Raw genomic sequence first — 15,695 nt, 5'->3', positions numbered from 1 at the left:
GAGATTCTCGACTCTCGCGGCAACCCCACCATCGAGGTCGAGGTGCTGCTCGATGACGGCACGGTGGGACGCGCAGCGGTGCCGAGCGGCGCATCCACCGGCGCCTTCGAGGCGGTCGAGAAGCGTGATGGCGGCGACCGTTATGCCGGCAAGGGAGTGCAACAAGCGGTCAGCGCTGTCGAGACCGACATCGCGCCGGAGATCGTCGGCCTGGACGCCACCGAGCAACGACTGATCGACCAGGTGCTCGTCGATCTCGACGGCACTCCCGACAAGAGCCGGTTCGGTGCCAACGCGATCCTCGGCGCCTCGCTGGCAGTCGCTCGGGCGGCAGCGGAAAGCAGCGACCTGCCGTTGTTCCGGTACGTCGGCGGCTCGCACGCCCACCTGCTGCCGGTGCCGATGATGAACATCCTCAACGGTGGCGCACACGCCGACACCAACGTGGACATCCAAGAGTTCATGATCGCGCCGCTGGGCGCCACGACGTACCGGGAAGCACTGCGCTGCGGTGTCGAGGTGTATCACTCCCTCAAAGCGGTCCTCAAGGGACGCGGCCTGGCCACCGGTCTGGGCGACGAAGGCGGTTTCGCGCCGGACCTGCCGAACAACCGCGAGGCGCTCGACTTGATCGTCACCGCGATCGACAAGGCCGGTTACACGGTCGGTCGCGACGTCGCATTGGCGCTCGATGCGGCCGCCACCGAGTTCTTCGCCGACGGCGGGTACGCCTTCGAAGGAAGCGCGAAGACCGCGGAGCAGATGACGGCCTACTACGACGACCTGCTCGCGTCGTACCCCATCGTGTCGATCGAGGATCCACTCGCGGAGGACGACTGGAGTGGCTGGCAGAAGTTGACCGCCGAGTTGGGAGATCGGGTGCAGCTGGTTGGCGACGATCTGTTCGTCACGAACCCGCAGCGGCTCTCGCGGGGGATTGCCGAGCACTCGGCCAATGCGCTGTTGGTGAAGGTGAACCAGATCGGCACCCTGTCCGAGACGTTGGATGCGGTGGATCTGGCGCACCGCGCCGGCTTCCGCTGCATGATGAGCCACCGCTCCGGCGAGACCGAGGACACCACGATCGCCGACCTCGCCGTCGCGACGAACTGCGGTCAGATCAAGACCGGCGCCCCGGCCCGGTCCGAGCGGGTCGCGAAGTACAACCAGCTCCTGCGCATCGAGGACGAGCTCGGCGACGCGGCGCGGTACGCCGGCGCCGGCGCGTTCCCGCGCTACCAGGGCTGAGCGCGGGAGCAGTCGAGAAGATGGCCGACGACCGCCGCCCGGCTCGCGGGGCCCGCCCCCGCGGCCGCACCGGCCCCGGGCGCACCCCGGGTGCCGGGCGGACGGTCCGTCAGCCGCCCCGTGCCGGGGCGTCCCGGCCGGTCGCGGGCGCCGAGCGCACCCGTGCCCGGCCCACGGGCCGGCTCGCGATCCTGATCCTGGTGCTGGCCGTGCTGGTCGTGTCGTACGCCTCGTCGATGCGGGCCTTCCTGCAGCAGCGCTCGGAGATGCAGCAGCTGCAGGCCGAGATCGCCGAGCGCCAGGAGCGCATCGACCAGCTGGCGCTGGAGAAGCGGCGCTGGGAGGACCCGGCGTACGTCGTCCAGCAGGCGCGCAAGCGGCTCGGGTTCGTGATGCCGGGGGAGACGGCGTACGTCACCCTCGACGCCGACGGCGAGCCCATCGAGCCCGGCTCGACGCTGAGCGACCCCGACCAGGTCGACCCGGAGGAGCCGGAGGCCTGGTGGACCGGCGCGTGGGGATCGGTGGAGCTGGCGGGTCACCCGCCGAAGCCGGGGGACCCGGTGCCACTCACGGAGATCGACGGTTCGGAGGAGCAAGACCAGTGATCTCACCCAGCGACCAGCAAGCGGTCGCGGCCCAGCTGGGCCGGGAGCCTCGGGGCATCCACGAGATCGGGCACCGCTGCCCGTGCGGCAACCCCGACGTGGTGACCACGGAGCCGCGGCTGCCCAACGGCACGCCGTTCCCGACGACCTACTACCTCACCTGCCCGCGGGCGGCGTCCCGGATCGGGACCCTCGAGGGCACCGGGACGATGAAGGCGATGCAGGACCGCCTCGCCGAGGACCCCGACCTCGCGGAGGCCTACCGCGCCGCGCACGAGCGCTATCTCGCCGCGCGCGCCGCCATCGGCGCCGAGGCCGGGCTCGACGTCCCCGAGATCGAGGGCATCTCGGCCGGCGGGATGCCCGACCGCGTGAAGTGCCTGCACGTCCTCGCCGGTCAGTCCCTGGCCCAGGGGCCGGGGGCCAACCCGCTCGGCGACGAGGTGCTGGAGCTCCTCGGTCCGTGGTGGGAGGCCGGCCCGTGCGTGGACCGGTAGCCGGGCCCGTCGCCGCGATCGACTGCGGCACCAACACCGTCAAGCTGCTCGTCGGCACCCAGCCCTTCACCGGCCCCGACGTCGTCCGCGAGAACCGGATGGTCCGGCTGGGCCAGGGCGTCGACGCCACCGGCCGGCTCGCCGACGAGGCGCTCGAGCGGGCCTTCGCCGCCCTCGACGAGTACGCCGGGCTGATCCGAGAGCAGGGCGTGCCGGTCGAGAACATCCGCTTCTGCGCGACCTCGGCCACCCGCGACGCGACCAACGCCGCGGTGTTCGCGGCGGGGGTGCGCGAGCGGCTCGGCGTCGAGCCGGAGGTGCTCAGCGGCGTCGAGGAGGCCGGGCTCGCGTTCGCCGGCGCCGTCCGTGACCTCCGCGTCCCGCCCCGGCAGCCGGTGCTGGTCGTCGACATCGGCGGCGGCTCGACCGAGCTGATCCTCGGCGACGCCTCGCCGCAGGTCGCCTGCTCGCTCGACATCGGCTCGGTGCGGCTGCACGAGCGGCACGTCCGCTCCGACCCCGCCTCGATGAAGGACGTGCAGGCCTGCGTCCGCGACATCGACGAGGCGCTGGAGTCCGCGCCGGTCGACATCGCGGCCGCCGCGTCCGTCGTCGGCGTCGCGGGCACGATCACCACGGTGGCCGCCGGCGTACTCGACCTGCCCGCGTACGACCGGGATGCCATCGACCAGGTGCGGCTCCCGTTCGACGACGTGCACGCGCTGGTGGGCCGACTGGTCGGGATGACGGTCGCCGAGCGGCTCGAGCTGCCGTGGATGCACCCCGGGCGCGCCGACGTCATCGACGCCGGGGCGCTGATCCTGTCCCGGGTGCTGCTGCGCGCGAGCGTCGCCGAGCTGGTGGTGTCCGAGTCCGACATCCTCGACGGGATCGCCTGGTCGATCACCCCCTGACCGGGTGAGTTTGCACCCCCACGGCACGGGTCACCGGTTCGCCATGACCGATCCCGTGAGGAACCCCTCGGACGAGCCGCTCGGCGCGGTCGTCCACCGGCTGACCGAGCAGGTGCCGGAGCTCGTGCGCAGCGAGGTGCGCCTCGCCCAGGCCGAGCTGACCCAGAAGGGCAAGGCCGCCGGCGTCGGCCTCGGCGCGTTCGGCGCCGCCGGTGTGCTGTCCCTCTACGGCCTCGGCGCGGTGTTCACCGCCGCCATCGCGGCCCTCGCCCTGGCCCTCCCGGTCTGGGCCGCGGCGCTGATCGTGGCCGCGGTGATCTTCCTGCTCGCCGGCGGCATCGCCATGTTCGGCAAGAAGGAGGTCCAGCAGGCCACGCCCGCGACTCCCGAGCGCGCGGTGGCCGGGCTGAAGGAGGACGTCGCGACGGTGAAGGGCGGGCACCAGGCATGAGCGAGTCCAACGGCCAGACCCCCAGCCAGACATCCGGCCAGACCCCGGCCGAGATCGAGGCCGACATCGCCCGCCAGCGCGAGGCGCTCGCCGACACCGTCGACGAGCTCCAGGCCCGCCTCGACGTGAAGGCCCGCGCCCAGGCGAAGGTCGCCGAGCTGCGGGACCGCGCGACCGACGACTCCGGCCGGCCGACCCCCGCGGTGATCGGCGCGGCCGTCGGCGCGCTGCTGCTGGTCGGCGCGCTGGTCTACCGGCGTCGTACGCACTGACCCCCACCACCAGAAGGAGCACGACATGAGCAAGCTGACCCTGCTGGCCGCCGCCGCTGCCGGCTACGTCCTCGGCGCCCGGGCCGGCCGCGAGCGCTACGAGCAGATCAAGGTCCAGGCCCAGAAGGTCGCCGGCAACCCGAAGGTCCAGGACGTCGCCCACAAGGCGCAGGACACCGCGGTCACCCAGGCGGCGGCCGCTGCCGGCGTCGTCAAGGACAAGGTCGGGGACGTCGCGTCCACGGCCAGCGACAAGGTACGCCGCGACGCCTCGATCCAGCCCGCGCCCTGAGCCTGCTGCCGCACCCCGCGACCGGGGAGCTCTTCGGATCGCCGGTGCCACCCGCCACGGGATGGCCCGGCGATCCGGCGCGTCCGGACACCCCCGTGGCCGGCACCGCGGCCGCCGTACGACGCCTCGCCCGCGACGTCGGCCTCGACGAGATCGACGCGCGGGTGAGCCTGTGCCGGGCCTGTCCCCGGCTGGTCCGGTGGCGCGAGGACGTCGCGGTGGCCAAGCGGGCGTCGTACGCCGGTGAGCCGTACTGGGGCCGGCCCATCCCCGGGTGGGGAGATCGCGCCCCGCGGATCCTCGTCATCGGGCTCGCGCCCGCGGCGAACGGCGGCAACCGCACCGGGCGGATCTTCACCGGCGACCGGTCGGGCGACTGGCTGTTCGCGAGTCTGCACCGGGTCGGGCTGGCGACGCAGGGGACCAGCGAGCACGCGGCCGACGGCCTGGAGCTGGTCGGCACCCGGATGGTCGCGACCGTGCGTTGCGCTCCGCCGCAGAACAAGCCCACGACCGCCGAGCGGGAGACCTGCGCCCCGTGGATCGAGGCGGAGGTCGGACTGCTCGCCGGGTCCGTCCGGGTGGCCGTCGCGCTCGGGTCGATCGGGTGGGACGCGACGCTGCGCACCTTCCGGTCGCTCGGCTGGGAGGTGCCGCGCCCCAAGCCGCGCTTCGGGCACGGGGCGGAGGCGATGATCGGAGGGCCGGAGCGCGACGTGCTGCTCCTCGGCTGCTTCCACCCCAGCCAGCAGAACACCTTCACCGGCCGGCTCACCGAGACGATGCTGGACGACGTGCTCGCGCGGGCGGCCGCCGCTGCCACAATGGCGCCGTGACCACCCAGCACGCCATCACCGTCCTCGGGCACGACCGGCCCGGCATCATCGCCGAGACCACCGGAGTGCTCGCCGACCTCGGGCTCAACCTCGAGGACTCGACGATGACCCGGCTGCGGGGTCACTTCGCGATGACGCTGGTCTGCGCGGGCGACGTACCCGCCGAGGAGGTACGCCGCGCGCTCACGCCGCTGACCGCCGACGGCTCCCTGACGGTCACGGTCCGGGAGATCGCACCGGAGCAGGCGCCCACGACCGAGGGCACCTCGTGGGTGCTCACCGTGCACGGCGGCGACCGCCCCGGCATCGTCTCCGCGGTGGTCGGCGAGGTCGCCGCCGTCGGCGGCAACATCACCGACCTGACGACCCGGCTGGCGGGAGAGCTGTACCTGCTGGTCGCGGAGATCGACCTGCCGGCCGACACCGACGTCGAGGGCGTCGACGCCGCGATCCAGGCCGCGGCCACCGCGCTGGGCGTGGGCGCGACGCTGCGCCCGGTGGAGGCCGACGAGCTGTGAGCGGCCCTGACGGCTCTGACTCCCCGGACGACGAGCTGGTCTCCGGCTGGACGGAGGCGAGCCTCCGCGTCGAGGGCCGGGTCCTCGAGGTGGTCCGCGCGCCCCGACCGGTCCTGTCCACCCTCGGCGAGGTCGTCGACCCGTCCGCCCCCGCGACGGTGCAGCTGGCCGCGGACCTGGTGGCGACGATGCGGGTCAGCCCCGGCTGCGTCGGCCTGGCCGCCCCGCAGGTCGGCGTCTCGGCGCGCGTCTTCTGCGTCGACGTGTCCGCGCACCCCAAGACCCGCACCCAGCACGGCACGTTCGTGCTGTGCAACGCCGAGGTCGTCGAGGCGAGCCGCAACGAGAAGGCCCGGGAGGGCTGCATGAGCGTCCCCGACTTCACCGGCGACGTGAAGCGCGCGACGCGCGTCGTCGTCCGCGGCCAGCTCCCCGGCACGGGGCAGGAGGTCGTCATCAGCACGGACGCCTTCGAGGCCCGCGCCCTCCAGCACGAGATCGACCACTGCTCCGGCCTGCTCTTCCTCGACCGCGCCGCCGGCGCGCACGCCATCCACCCCCGCAAGACCTACTTGTAGCCTCACCCGGACGTCATACGACCTGGTGGCCCGGAGGCCCGATGCGTATGACGTCCCGGCCCCCGTATCCCAATCGGTAGAGGAAGCCGCCTTAAAAGCGGCGTGGTGTGGGTTCGAGTCCCACCGGGGGCACATGACCGATGCGCAGCTGCCGTTCAGCAAGCCGAGCCTCGAGGACGTGCTGTCCGACATGAAGCTGCGGTACGACGCCGACCCGGTCGCCGCCGTACGCAGCCAGGGCTTCATCAAGATGCTGCACCGGTACGTCGCCGACGGGCTGCGCGACCGGCTCACCGACGACGCCCGCCGGCAGGGGATCGAGGTCAAGGAGGAGGTGCGGGTCTTCGGCTCGCACAAGCCCAAGGACGTCGACGTGGCCGTCGTGCACCCCGACAACGGGATCCTGCTCAGCGTCGGCGTCCGCAGCCAGATGACGTCCATCGGCAACAACGTCCTGGAGTACTACCAGGGCATCATCGGCGAGTGCATCAGCCTGCAGGACCGGTTCCCGATGGCGGTCTACGGCTACGTCTACCTGCACCCGCTGCTCAGCAAGAAGTGGGGCACCGTCCGGGGCGAGCGGGTGGCGCGCGACGAGCGGCCGGACCACCCCCGCTACGCCCGGATGTACGCCGCGGTCACCGGCAGGGACGGCAAGGGCTACAAGGACCTGCGCGGGATCTACGACCAGTTCGCCTACCTGGTCGTCGACTTCGACCAGGTCCCGCTGCCGGGGATCCGTGACGACGTCGTGCAGAGCGGGGTGCCGCTGGAGAAGGCGGACCTGCGCATCGAGACGTTCGTCGAGCGGCTGATCGCCACCTTCACCGAGCGCAACATCTGGCTCGACGTCTTCGAGCCCACGGTCAGCTGACCGGGGGACGCGCGGTGCGCCACGCCTCGAGCGTGGCGATCCCCTCGCGGACCAGGCGGACGCCGTCGGTGCCGACCCGCGCGGCCAGCGCCTCGTCGCCGGCGCGGTAGGCGCCGTCGAGGTCACCGCGCGCGAGCGCCTCCGCGGCGGCGGGCAGCACGGAGGTCGGGACCGTGCCCGGCAGCGGCACCCGGACGTTCCCGGCCTCGGTCGGGACCAGCACGAACACCCCGCCGCCGAGCGAGTGCACCTCGAGCTCGGCGTGCAGCAGGGTGAGCGAGGTGTACCAGCCGGCGGCGAAGGATGCGGCGTCGGCGTCCGGCGGGCCGTCGGCGCGCAGGTAGCCGCACAGCAGGCTGTTGGACGCGACGTGACCGCCGTCGTTGACCATCAGGATCGGCCGCTGGGAGAAGACGGAGAGCACCAGGTCGGGGACCTTCACGCCGGGCACGGAGTACCACGGGGAGCGGACCCGGCACTTGTAGCGCCGGTGCACGCCGAGCCGCCGGCCGCGACGCTCGTAGCGCTCCTCGGCCGGCGTCAGCTCCTCGCCGGGCAGCCACAGCCGCGACTGCGCGTCGGAGGCGAGGCCGGAGGTGTAGAGCCCGCCGCCGCGCAGCCGACGGGCGTTCGTCAGCGCGGGGCGGAGGCTGGAGTCCGGCAGCCCCGCACCGGCCCCGGGGTGGAAGTAGTCCTTGTCGCCGGAGACGTAGCCGATGTTGAAGGTCGCGAGCTCGCGGGCGGGCACGGTCAGCGGCCGGGTCTCCTCCAGCACGTCGAGCACGCCCGGTGGCAGCAGCGCCTCCTGGAAGGCGCGGTCGCCCGCGACGACGCGCGCTATCGGCACCGAGGCCGTGATCTCAGGTCGCTCGGCGACCAGGTCGGCGACCGTGGCGTGCGCCTCGAACGCGACGTGGTCGGTGCGTCCGCCCTTCCCGTGGGCGAGCAGCAGCAGGACGTCCTGGCTGATGTCGGGAAAGAGCCGCTCGCGCACGCGGACCACGCGGAGCGAGGAGAACGTCTCGCCCAGGTGGCGCCAGAGCGGCCGGGCGTAGCGCACGTAGGTGAAGTCCCACGGCAGCACCAGCGCGAGCCGGCCGCCGGGCCGCAGGAACCGCGCCGTCCGCGACACGAACGGCATCCACACGCTGCCGCTGGTGGCCATCGGCTCGCCGAGGTCGACCCGGCTGGCGTCGACGGCGGCCCGCGCCTGGTCGTCGGGCAACGCCCGGAGCCGGACGTACGGCGGGTTGCCGATGGCGGCGTCGACCGGCCGGACCGGGGTGGTGAGGAAGTCGCCGACGGCCAGCTCCTCGGCGTCGACGAGTCCGCGGCCGGACAGCTCCGCGGCGGTGCGCGGGTTCAGCTCGGAGGCGACGAACGAGGGCCGACCCCACCCGCGGGCCGCGGCCACCTCGCGCGCGGCGGCGAGGAAGGACCCGTCGCCGATGCTCGGCTCCAGCAGCACCTCGCCCTCACGCCGCATCGTCCAGGAGGCGAGGTAGTGCGCGGCGTCGGTGGGGGTGTAGAAGGCGCCGTACGCCTTCCGCTCGTCGAGGAGCATGCCTGTCGACAGGGCCTCCGACACGCTCACCTCCATCGCCGTCACCGCCACCGTGCTGCATCCCATCATGAGTCACCGGCGCCCGTCGTCCGGGGCGACGGGCCGAGTGGGACAGACCCTGCCAGCGGCCACCGACAGTCGTGGCGGCCGCGGGGGCTTGCGTTCAGGTCGACCTGAAGCGGCAGGCTGGTCCCCATGAGCGAGGAACAGATGTTCACCCAGCAGTTCTGGGACGAGAGGTACGCCGGCTCCGACCGCATCTGGTCGGGCAACCCCAACCGCCGCCTGGTCGACCAGGTCGAGGGCATGAAGCCGGGCACCGCCCTGGACGTGGGCTGCGGCGAGGGCGCCGACGTCGTCTGGCTGGCCCGGCACGGCTGGCGGGCGACCGGGGTGGACGTCTCCCAGGTCGCCCTCGACCGGGCCGCCGAGCACGCCGAGAGCAACGGGGTGGCGGCGTACTGCTCCTGGCAGCGGGTGGACCTGCTCGCCGGCGACCCGCTCCCCAGCGCCGACCTGGTCTCCGTGCACTTCCTGCACCTGCCCGATCCCCAGTTCGCCACGGCGTACGCCGCCACCGCGGCCGCCGTGCTCCCCGGGGGGACCCTCCTCGTCGTGGCCCACCACCCGGCGGACGTCGGGACCGGGATGCGCAACGAGCGGCTGGCCCACCTGCTGTTCGGCCCGGAGAAGGTGACGGCGCTGCTCGACCCCGCCGAGTGGGACGTCCAGGTCGCCGACGCGCCGACCCGCGAGGAGACCCGCGACGGCCGGACGGCGACCGTGACCGACACGGTGGTGCGGGCGGTCCGGCGCGCCTGAGGAGACCCGGAGCAAAGTGGCGCACATCGACACCCGGGAGCGGGAACGCGCAGCCCACACCGTGCGTTAGGCACAGTGAGGTCACTAGGCTGACCCCGTTCGGCGACCCGTCAGAGCGACGGGCACCAGGCCTCCAAGGAGGAGACCACATGCAGTCCAATAACCCGGTGTTCCGCCGGTCGGAGGAGTTCAACCGCTCCGGCGCGAACGCCTACGCGAACCAGTCCACCGGGGGCTACCAGGGCTACAGCTCGGACCCGTCCACCTGGGGCACCGGCGAGCCCGGCTCCACCCCCGAGACCCACGCGCGCCCCGGCGCGCCGATGACGATCGACTCGGTCGTCCAGAAGACCGGCATCTCGCTCGGTCTCGTGATCCTCGCCGCGCTGGCGACCTGGGTCCTGAGCCCCGAGGTGAACGCCGACACCGCCGCCGCCGACATCGGGCCGCTCATCACCGCGGTGGCGATCGGCAGCCTCGGCGCCTTCGTGCTGTCGATGGTCAACTCGTTCAAGCGGGTCATCAGCCCCGCGCTCGTGATGGCGTTCGCCGTCCTCGAGGGCGTGGCGCTCGGCGGTCTGAGCAAGCTGTTCAACATGGCGTACGGCGAGGGCGTCGTGCAGGGTGCCGTCATCGGCACCTTCGCCGCCTTCGGTGGCACGCTCGCGGCGTACAAGTTCTTCAACATCCAGGTGGGCGCGAAGTTCCGCGCCTTCGTGGTCGCGGCCGTGCTCGGCATGGTCGGCCTCTCCGTCATGGAGCTGATCCTCAGCATGTTCGGCGCTGAGATCGGCCTCTTCGGCGTCAGCGGCCTCGGCATGGTGACCGCGGTCGCCGGCCTGGTGCTCGGTGTGTTCATGCTGATCATGGACTTCGACTTCGTCGAGCAGGGCGTCGCCAACGGCATCCCCGAGCGGGAGTCGTGGCGCGCCGCGTTCGCGATGACCGTGAGCCTGGTCTGGATCTACACCAACCTGCTCCGCATCCTGGCGTTCTTCAGCCAGGACTGACGCAGCACCGCTTCACACGAGAGGCCCCGGGCGATCCGCCCGGGGCCTCTCGTCGTGTCAGCCCTGCAACCACGCCAGCACGGCGAGCACCCGGCGGTTGTCGTCGGTGTCGGGCGGCAGGTCGAGCTTGGTGAAGATGCTGGTGGTGTGCTTGCCGACGGCCTTCTCGGACAGGAACAGCCGGGCTGCGACGGCGGCGTTGGAGCGGCCCTCGGCCATCAGCGTCAGGACCTCCCGCTCCCGTGAGGTGAGCCGGTCGAGCGGGCGGTTGGGGGAGGCGCCGCTGACCAGCGCGGCGACCACCTCGGGGTCCAGGACCGTCCCGCCGCCGGCGACCTGGCGTACGGCGGCGACGAACCCGTCGACGTCGGCGACCCGGTCCTTCAGCAGGTAGCCCACAGCCCCCTCGCCGCTGGCCAGCAGGTCGCGGGCGTAGAGCGGCTCGACGTACTGGCTCAGCACCAGGACGGGCAGGCCCGGCCGCGCGGCGCGCGCCGCGATCGCGGCCAGCACCCCCTCGTTCGTGTACGACGGAGGCATCCGCACGTCCACCACCGCGACGTCGAGGTCGTCGCGGCCCAGGGCGCGGGTGAGGGCGGGCGCGTTGTCGACCGCCTCGACGACCCGGATGCCGCAGGTCTCCAGGATCCGCGTGAGCCCGACCCGCAGCAGCGCCTGGTCCTCGGCCAGCACCGCTCTCAGCTCGTCGGGCACGGCACCTCCATCGTCACGACCGTCGGACCCCCGTCGGGGCTGAGCACCGTCATCGTGCCGTCGAAGGCCGCGAGCCGCCGCGCCACCCCCGCGAGACCGGAGCCGGCGAGCGACGCTCCTCCTCGTCCGTCGTCGCCGACGACGAGGCGCAGCATGCCGTCGCGGTGCTCGCCGGTGATCCACGCGCGCCCGGCGCCGGAGTGCTTCACCGTGTTCGCGAGGCACTCGGCCACCGCGAAGTACGCCGCCGACTCGACCGGCGCCGGGAGCCCCGCCGGCAGCTGGAGCCGGAGCGTGACCGGGATCGGAAGGGGTAGGGCGAGCGCCTCGATCGCGCCGGCGAGCCCGCGGTCGGCCAGCACGGGCGGGTGGATGCCGCGGACGACCGAGCGCAGGTCCTCCAGCGCGGAGACCGTGGTCTCGCGCGCCTCGCGCAGGAGCTCGGCGGCCGCGGCGGGGTCGGTGGCGAGCAGTTTCTCGGCGAGCCCGACGTTCATCCCGACGGCTGCGATCCGCGCCTGGGCGCCGTCGTGCAGGTCGCGCTCGATCCGGCGTACCTCCGCCGCGGAGTGGTCGAGCGTCTCGGCCCGGGTCTCCTCGACCTGCTCGACGCGCCGCTCCAGGTCGGCGACCCGGGAGTGGCCGAGCAGGCTGCGCTCGGCGTACGCGCGCGCCCGGACCAGCGGCGGGGTGACGACCCACCAGACCAGCGGGCAGACCGAGCTGATCGCGAAGGTCAGCAGCCAGAACCAGCTGCCGTCGATGATCAGGCCGACGAGGTGGACGAACGGCGTGACCAGCAGCAGGGCGGGCAGCCCGGAGATCACGAAGCCGCCGGTGCCGGAGAAGGCGAGGAAGCCGAAGTCGCGCCACCGGTTCCCGTCGCGCAGCCACACGGTGGGTCGGCCGAGGAACCCGCGGCCCGCGGTGTCGGCGTACGCCGCCTCGACGTCCTCGCCGAGCAACGCCCCGCTGATCCGGCGGTGCAGGCGGGCCAGCGCCTCGGTGGCGGGGACGACGGCGTGCGCGAGCACGAACCCGACGCCCAGCGGGCCGAGGGCCACCGAGAGCAGGGTGAGGATGCCGAGGACCAGGGCGGGCACCCCGAGCAGGAAGGTCGCCGCGGCCACCGCGGTCAGCCGCAGCCGGTCGACGAGGCCGCGCTCGTCGACCGGCCGCGGCCGGATGCTGGTGATCGCGGGGATGGCCATCGAGGCGGATTCTGTCATCGCGCGACCGCGGTCGGCAGCGCCCGGGCGGCCGCCCCGCGTGCCGCCGCCAGGGTCAGGGCGACGACGCCGAGCACGACGAGCGGCGGCAGCCAGAGCTGGCCGTCGGGGACCAGGCCCTCGTCGCGGGCGATGCCGAAGGGCAGCACCGTGGCGAGCGAGGCGACCGTCCCGAGGACCACGCCGACGGCGGCCACGATCGCGGCCTCGACGAGGATCGAGCGCTCGACCTGGCGCGGGGTCGCGCCCAGCAGCCAGAGCCGGTGCAGCTCCGCCCGCCGGTGGCTGACCACCGCCGCGAAGGCGTTCACCACCATGATCGCCGCGAACAGCGCGATCATCCCGACCACGACGTTGTTGAGCAGGAAGATCGTGTCGGCCTCGGGGTTCACGTAGCCGAAGTCGTCGATGGTCCGTCCATCGGTGCCGACCAGCATCAGCACGCCGGTCAGGGTCGCGGTCAGCACGATCACGGGGGCGAGTACGCCGGCCAGCAGGTGCGACCGGCGGGAGGTCGTCGTCGCCGCGAGCTGGCCGCTCGGACCGCGCAGCAGTGCCGCCGGTCGCGCGAGCCAGCGCAGCAGCAGCGGAGCCAGGAGCGCGAGGCCCACGGCCACCAGGATGGAGGCGGAGCCGGAGGTCGCCATCGCGGACATCGGGTCCTCGGAGTCCGCGCTGACCGTGACGGTGACGACGCCCATGCCGATCGCGTAGGCGATGAGGACGACGGCGGCGAGCACCCGGTACCACCGCATCCGCCCGGTCTCGGCCGTGCTGTCCCGGATGACGACCGCGGCCGGGGCGCGGGTGGCGCGCCGGCCCGCGACGGCTGCGGCCAGCAGGCTGGTCGCGACCACGACGACGGCGGTCACACCGAGGGACAGCGGGCCGCCGCCGTACGCGACGTCGTCGGCGACCAGCGAGCCCGTGAGCAGCGCGAGCAGCGCCCGGCCGCCGAGCGCGGCCAGCAGGGCACCGAGGACGGCGGCGATGGTCGAGACCGCCAGGACCTCGCGGGCCAGCAGGCGGCGGGCCTGGCGCGGAGTGGCGCCGATGGTGCGCAGCAGGCCGATCTCGGCGACCCGCTGGCGCACGGTGATCCCGAGCGTCGAGGCCACCGAGAACAGCACGATCAGCGTGCCCCACCCGCCCACGACGAGGGCCATGGTGCCGAGCGCCTCGGCGTCGGCGTCGGAGATCCCGGCGCCGCCGGAGGTCTCCAGCAGGGTCGCGAACGACCCCATCAGGGCGGTGCCGAGCAGCACCGTCACGAACGTCGCGGCCGAGGCCGTCGCCCGGTGGCGCAGCGAGCGCAGCGCGAGGCCGGTCATCACGCCACCAGCTCGTCGAGGTGGGCCAGCTGGCCGGCGACGGCGTCGGCGGTCGGAGCGTCCATGTGGCCCGCCACCCGGCCGTCGACGAGGAAGACCACGCGGTCGGCGTACGACGCCGCCACCGGGTCGTGGGTGACCATCACGACGGTCTGCCGCAGGTCCCGCACGCAGGAGCGGAGCAGGGCGAGCACCTCGGCGGCGGTGCGCGAGTCGAGGGCGCCCGTCGGCTCGTCGGCGAGGACGACGGCGGGGTCGGTGAGCAGCGCGCGGGCGATGGCGACCCGCTGCTGCTGGCCGCCGGAGAGGGCGCTCGGCAGGTGGTCGGCGCGATCCCCGAGGCCGACCCGCTCCAGCAGCTCGGCGACCCGCGCCCGGTCCGGCCGGCCGCCGGCGAGGCGCTGGGGGAGGCCGACGTTCTGCTCGGCGGTGAGGTACGGCATCAGGTGGAAGCCCTGGAAGACGAAGCCGATCTGGTCGCGACGGAAGCGCGTGCGGTCGTCCTCGGCCCAGGCGGTGATGTCGCGGCCGGCGACGACGACCCGGCCGCCGGTCGGGCGCTCCAGGCCGGCGGCGCAGGTGAGCAGCGTCGACTTGCCGGAACCGGAGGGACCCATCACCGCGGTGAAGGTGCCGCGCTCGAAGGTGAGGTCGACGCCGCCGAGGGCGTGTACGGCGGCGGCTCCCTCGCCGTAGGTGTGCACGAGGTCGTGGACCTCGAGGGCGGGCGGGTGCTGGTTCATCCGGTGCTCCTGGGGTGGGATCGAATCGGTGATCCCGACGCTAGGAGCGCGCGGCCGCGGTCTCGATGGTGCTGGACCGCCGGTGGGGGTGGGCCTAGGCCTACCCCTCGGCGGGCTGCAGCTCGTCCGGCTGCCCCTCGCCGTGCTCGTCCCCGTGCTCGTCCCCGTGCTGGTCGGTGTCCTCCGGCGACTCGCCCTCGGTCTGCGGCCGGCGGCGGCGGTGTCGCAGCTCCACCCACAGCCCGCGGACGCCGAGGCGGTTGCCGCCGACCTCGGTGCCGTCGAGCTCGGTACCGGGGGTGTTGACGGCGCGTACGGCGGCCGCGCTGATCGGCATGATCGCCTCGCCGCGCAGGCTCTCCAGGTGCTCCTCGTCGTCGGGGATCACCCCGAGAGCGGCCAGCGCGGACGGGAGCAGGATGCCCGCCGCGGCGCGGTAGCCCTGCGCGGACGGGTGGAACTGGTCGGGGCCGAAGAGGATCGCCGGCGCCGCCGCGAACTCCGGGCCGAGGATCGAGCCGATGGAGACGGTCCGGCCGCCCTCCTCGATGACGCCGATGGTCTGCCCGGCCGCGAGCCGGCGGGACCAGGCGCGGGCGACCTGCTTCAGCGGCGGGGCGATCGGCTTGATCGTGCCGAGGTCGGGGCAGGTGCCGACGACCACCTCGACGCCGGTCGCGCGCAGGCGGCGTACGGCCTCCTGCAGGTAGCGCACGGAGGCGGAGGGGGCGACGGTGTGGGTGACGTCGTTGCCGCCGATCAGGATGATCGCGATGTCCGGCTCGATCGGCAGGGCGCGGTCGACCTGCTCGGCGAGGTCGGAGGACTTGGCGCCCACGACGGCGAAGTCGCGCAGGTAGACCCGGCGGTCGGCGTGCTCGGCGATCCCGGTGGCGAGCATCGCGCCCGGGGTCTGCTCGACGCGCTCGACGCCGTACCCGGCGGCGCTCGAGTCGCCCAGCACCACGAGCTTGATCGCGGGGCCGGGGCGGCCGCGGCCGTACCAGCCGGTGGGGTCGGGCACCGAGTCCTTGCGGATCGTGCCGATGGTGCGCCGGGCCAGCCTCGCCTCGGCGGTCAGGACGCCGTACAGGGCGCCTCCGAGCACGGAGAGACCGCCTCCGCCGTACGCCGCGGCGGAGGCGAGCTTGCGTGCCGCTCCCGCCTTACCCACGCCGTGAGTCTACGGACGGG

At 73.6% G+C, this 15,695-nt stretch carries 19 protein-coding genes and 1 tRNA gene; 14 read left to right on the top strand and 6 right to left on the bottom strand.

Features of this window, described 5'->3' with window-relative positions:
* The 12 genes from eno to VMF51_RS19080 form a co-directional block, all read left to right on the top strand.
* Positions 1-1,248 (top strand): phosphopyruvate hydratase (gene eno / locus VMF51_RS19135; RefSeq protein WP_325476055.1); only part of this gene is annotated, 1,248 nt, incomplete at its 5' end.
* Positions 1,249-1,268: 20 nt separating this feature from the next.
* Positions 1,269-1,856: a septum formation initiator family protein gene (locus VMF51_RS19130; protein ID WP_325476054.1), complete on the top strand. Its 588-nt coding sequence runs from the start codon at positions 1,269-1,271 to the stop codon at positions 1,854-1,856.
* Positions 1,853-2,353 (top strand): DUF501 domain-containing protein, encoded by a 501-nt coding sequence (locus VMF51_RS19125; RefSeq protein ID WP_325476053.1) that lies wholly within the window; start codon positions 1,853-1,855, stop codon positions 2,351-2,353. The genes VMF51_RS19130 and VMF51_RS19125 overlap by 4 nt, the downstream gene beginning before the upstream one ends.
* The gene (locus VMF51_RS19120) at positions 2,338-3,267 is read left to right on the top strand and encodes a Ppx/GppA phosphatase family protein (protein WP_325476052.1); all 930 of its coding nucleotides are present in this window, start codon (positions 2,338-2,340) and stop codon (positions 3,265-3,267) included. Before VMF51_RS19125 ends, VMF51_RS19120 begins: the two co-directional genes overlap by 16 nt.
* Positions 3,268-3,310: 43 nt before the next feature.
* Entirely contained in the window at positions 3,311-3,718 is a 408-nt protein-coding gene (locus VMF51_RS19115; RefSeq protein WP_325476051.1) for a phage holin family protein, read from the top strand.
* Positions 3,715-3,990, top strand: a complete 276-nt coding sequence (locus tag VMF51_RS19110; RefSeq protein WP_325476050.1) for a DUF3618 domain-containing protein — start codon at positions 3,715-3,717, stop codon at positions 3,988-3,990. Before VMF51_RS19115 ends, VMF51_RS19110 begins: the two co-directional genes overlap by 4 nt.
* 25 nt (positions 3,991-4,015) lie before the next feature.
* Positions 4,016-4,282 (top strand): hypothetical protein, encoded by a 267-nt coding sequence (locus tag VMF51_RS19105; protein ID WP_325476049.1) that lies wholly within the window; start codon positions 4,016-4,018, stop codon positions 4,280-4,282.
* Positions 4,279-5,118 carry a uracil-DNA glycosylase gene (locus VMF51_RS19100; RefSeq protein ID WP_325476060.1) on the top strand — a complete coding sequence of 280 codons (840 nt, stop codon included), beginning with the start codon at positions 4,279-4,281 and terminating at the stop codon, positions 5,116-5,118. Before VMF51_RS19105 ends, VMF51_RS19100 begins: the two co-directional genes overlap by 4 nt.
* On the top strand, positions 5,115-5,636 hold the full coding sequence (locus VMF51_RS19095) for a glycine cleavage system protein R (protein ID WP_325476048.1): 522 nt from the start codon (positions 5,115-5,117) through the stop codon (positions 5,634-5,636). The genes VMF51_RS19100 and VMF51_RS19095 overlap by 4 nt, the downstream gene beginning before the upstream one ends.
* Entirely contained in the window at positions 5,633-6,214 is a 582-nt protein-coding gene (def, locus tag VMF51_RS19090; protein ID WP_325476047.1) for a peptide deformylase, read from the top strand. The genes VMF51_RS19095 and def overlap by 4 nt, the downstream gene beginning before the upstream one ends.
* A 58-nt stretch (positions 6,215-6,272) precedes the next feature.
* Positions 6,273-6,346 (top strand) — tRNA-Leu (locus VMF51_RS19085).
* Position 6,347: 1 nt separating this feature from the next.
* Positions 6,348-7,088: a hypothetical protein gene (locus VMF51_RS19080; RefSeq protein WP_325476046.1), complete on the top strand. Its 741-nt coding sequence runs from the start codon at positions 6,348-6,350 to the stop codon at positions 7,086-7,088.
* Here VMF51_RS19080 and VMF51_RS19075 read toward each other — a convergent pair.
* A complete protein-coding gene (locus tag VMF51_RS19075; RefSeq protein ID WP_325476045.1) occupies positions 7,081-8,676 on the bottom strand; it encodes an N-6 DNA methylase in 1,596 nt (531 codons plus the stop codon). The two genes, VMF51_RS19080 and VMF51_RS19075, sit on opposite strands and share 8 nt — an antisense overlap.
* A gap of 171 nt (positions 8,677-8,847) precedes the next feature.
* On the opposite strand from VMF51_RS19075, the gene VMF51_RS19070 reads away from it, so the two are divergent.
* Positions 8,848-9,474 (top strand): class I SAM-dependent methyltransferase, encoded by a 627-nt coding sequence (locus tag VMF51_RS19070; protein ID WP_325476044.1) that lies wholly within the window; start codon positions 8,848-8,850, stop codon positions 9,472-9,474.
* A 149-nt stretch (positions 9,475-9,623) separates the two neighbouring features.
* Positions 9,624-10,484 (top strand): Bax inhibitor-1/YccA family protein, encoded by an 861-nt coding sequence (locus tag VMF51_RS19065; RefSeq protein ID WP_325476043.1) that lies wholly within the window; start codon positions 9,624-9,626, stop codon positions 10,482-10,484.
* Between the two features lie 57 nt (positions 10,485-10,541).
* On the opposite strand, the gene VMF51_RS19060 is transcribed toward VMF51_RS19065, so the two are convergent.
* The 5 genes from VMF51_RS19060 to VMF51_RS19040 form a co-directional block, all read right to left on the bottom strand.
* Positions 10,542-11,186, bottom strand: coding sequence for a response regulator transcription factor (locus VMF51_RS19060; protein WP_325476059.1), 645 nt, complete (start codon positions 11,184-11,186; stop codon positions 10,542-10,544).
* Positions 11,183-12,409 carry a sensor histidine kinase gene (locus tag VMF51_RS19055; protein WP_325476042.1) on the bottom strand — a complete coding sequence of 409 codons (1,227 nt, stop codon included), beginning with the start codon at positions 12,407-12,409 and terminating at the stop codon, positions 11,183-11,185. Before VMF51_RS19055 ends, VMF51_RS19060 begins: the two co-directional genes overlap by 4 nt.
* 14 nt (positions 12,410-12,423) lie before the next feature.
* Complete coding sequence (locus tag VMF51_RS19050) at positions 12,424-13,758, bottom strand: FtsX-like permease family protein (protein ID WP_325476058.1); 1,335 nt, start codon at positions 13,756-13,758, stop codon at positions 12,424-12,426.
* Positions 13,758-14,501 carry an ABC transporter ATP-binding protein gene (locus tag VMF51_RS19045; protein ID WP_325476041.1) on the bottom strand — a complete coding sequence of 248 codons (744 nt, stop codon included), beginning with the start codon at positions 14,499-14,501 and terminating at the stop codon, positions 13,758-13,760. The genes VMF51_RS19050 and VMF51_RS19045 overlap by 1 nt, the downstream gene beginning before the upstream one ends.
* 100 nt (positions 14,502-14,601) lie before the next feature.
* A complete protein-coding gene (locus tag VMF51_RS19040; protein WP_325476040.1) occupies positions 14,602-15,675 on the bottom strand; it encodes an SGNH/GDSL hydrolase family protein in 1,074 nt (357 codons plus the stop codon).
* Between the last annotated feature and the right edge of the window lie 20 nt (positions 15,676-15,695).

Source organism: Nocardioides sp., assembly GCF_035503875.1.
Taxonomy (GTDB): Bacteria; Actinomycetota; Actinomycetes; order Propionibacteriales; family Nocardioidaceae; genus Nocardioides.
This window is presented reverse-complemented; position numbering and strand designations above follow the sequence as displayed.

Bases quoted from the DNA above. Each gene is read 5' to 3' on its own strand.
- VMF51_RS19130 (WP_325476054.1), top strand. From the start codon at position 1,269: ATGGCCGACGACCGCCGCCCGGCTCGCGGGGCCCGCCCCCGCGGCCGC.
- VMF51_RS19115 (WP_325476051.1), top strand. From the start codon at position 3,311: ATGACCGATCCCGTGAGGAACCCCTCGGACGAGCCGCTCGGCGCGGTC.
- VMF51_RS19110 (WP_325476050.1), top strand. From the start codon at position 3,715: ATGAGCGAGTCCAACGGCCAGACCCCCAGCCAGACATCCGGCCAGACC.
- VMF51_RS19105 (WP_325476049.1), top strand. From the start codon at position 4,016: ATGAGCAAGCTGACCCTGCTGGCCGCCGCCGCTGCCGGCTACGTCCTC.
- VMF51_RS19080 (WP_325476046.1), top strand. From the start codon at position 6,348: ATGACCGATGCGCAGCTGCCGTTCAGCAAGCCGAGCCTCGAGGACGTG.
- VMF51_RS19070 (WP_325476044.1), top strand. From the start codon at position 8,848: ATGAGCGAGGAACAGATGTTCACCCAGCAGTTCTGGGACGAGAGGTAC.
- VMF51_RS19065 (WP_325476043.1), top strand. From the start codon at position 9,624: ATGCAGTCCAATAACCCGGTGTTCCGCCGGTCGGAGGAGTTCAACCGC.
- VMF51_RS19055 (WP_325476042.1), bottom strand. From the start codon at position 12,409: ATGGCCATCCCCGCGATCACCAGCATCCGGCCGCGGCCGGTCGACGAG.
- VMF51_RS19050 (WP_325476058.1), bottom strand. From the start codon at position 13,758: ATGACCGGCCTCGCGCTGCGCTCGCTGCGCCACCGGGCGACGGCCTCG.
- VMF51_RS19045 (WP_325476041.1), bottom strand. From the start codon at position 14,501: ATGAACCAGCACCCGCCCGCCCTCGAGGTCCACGACCTCGTGCACACC.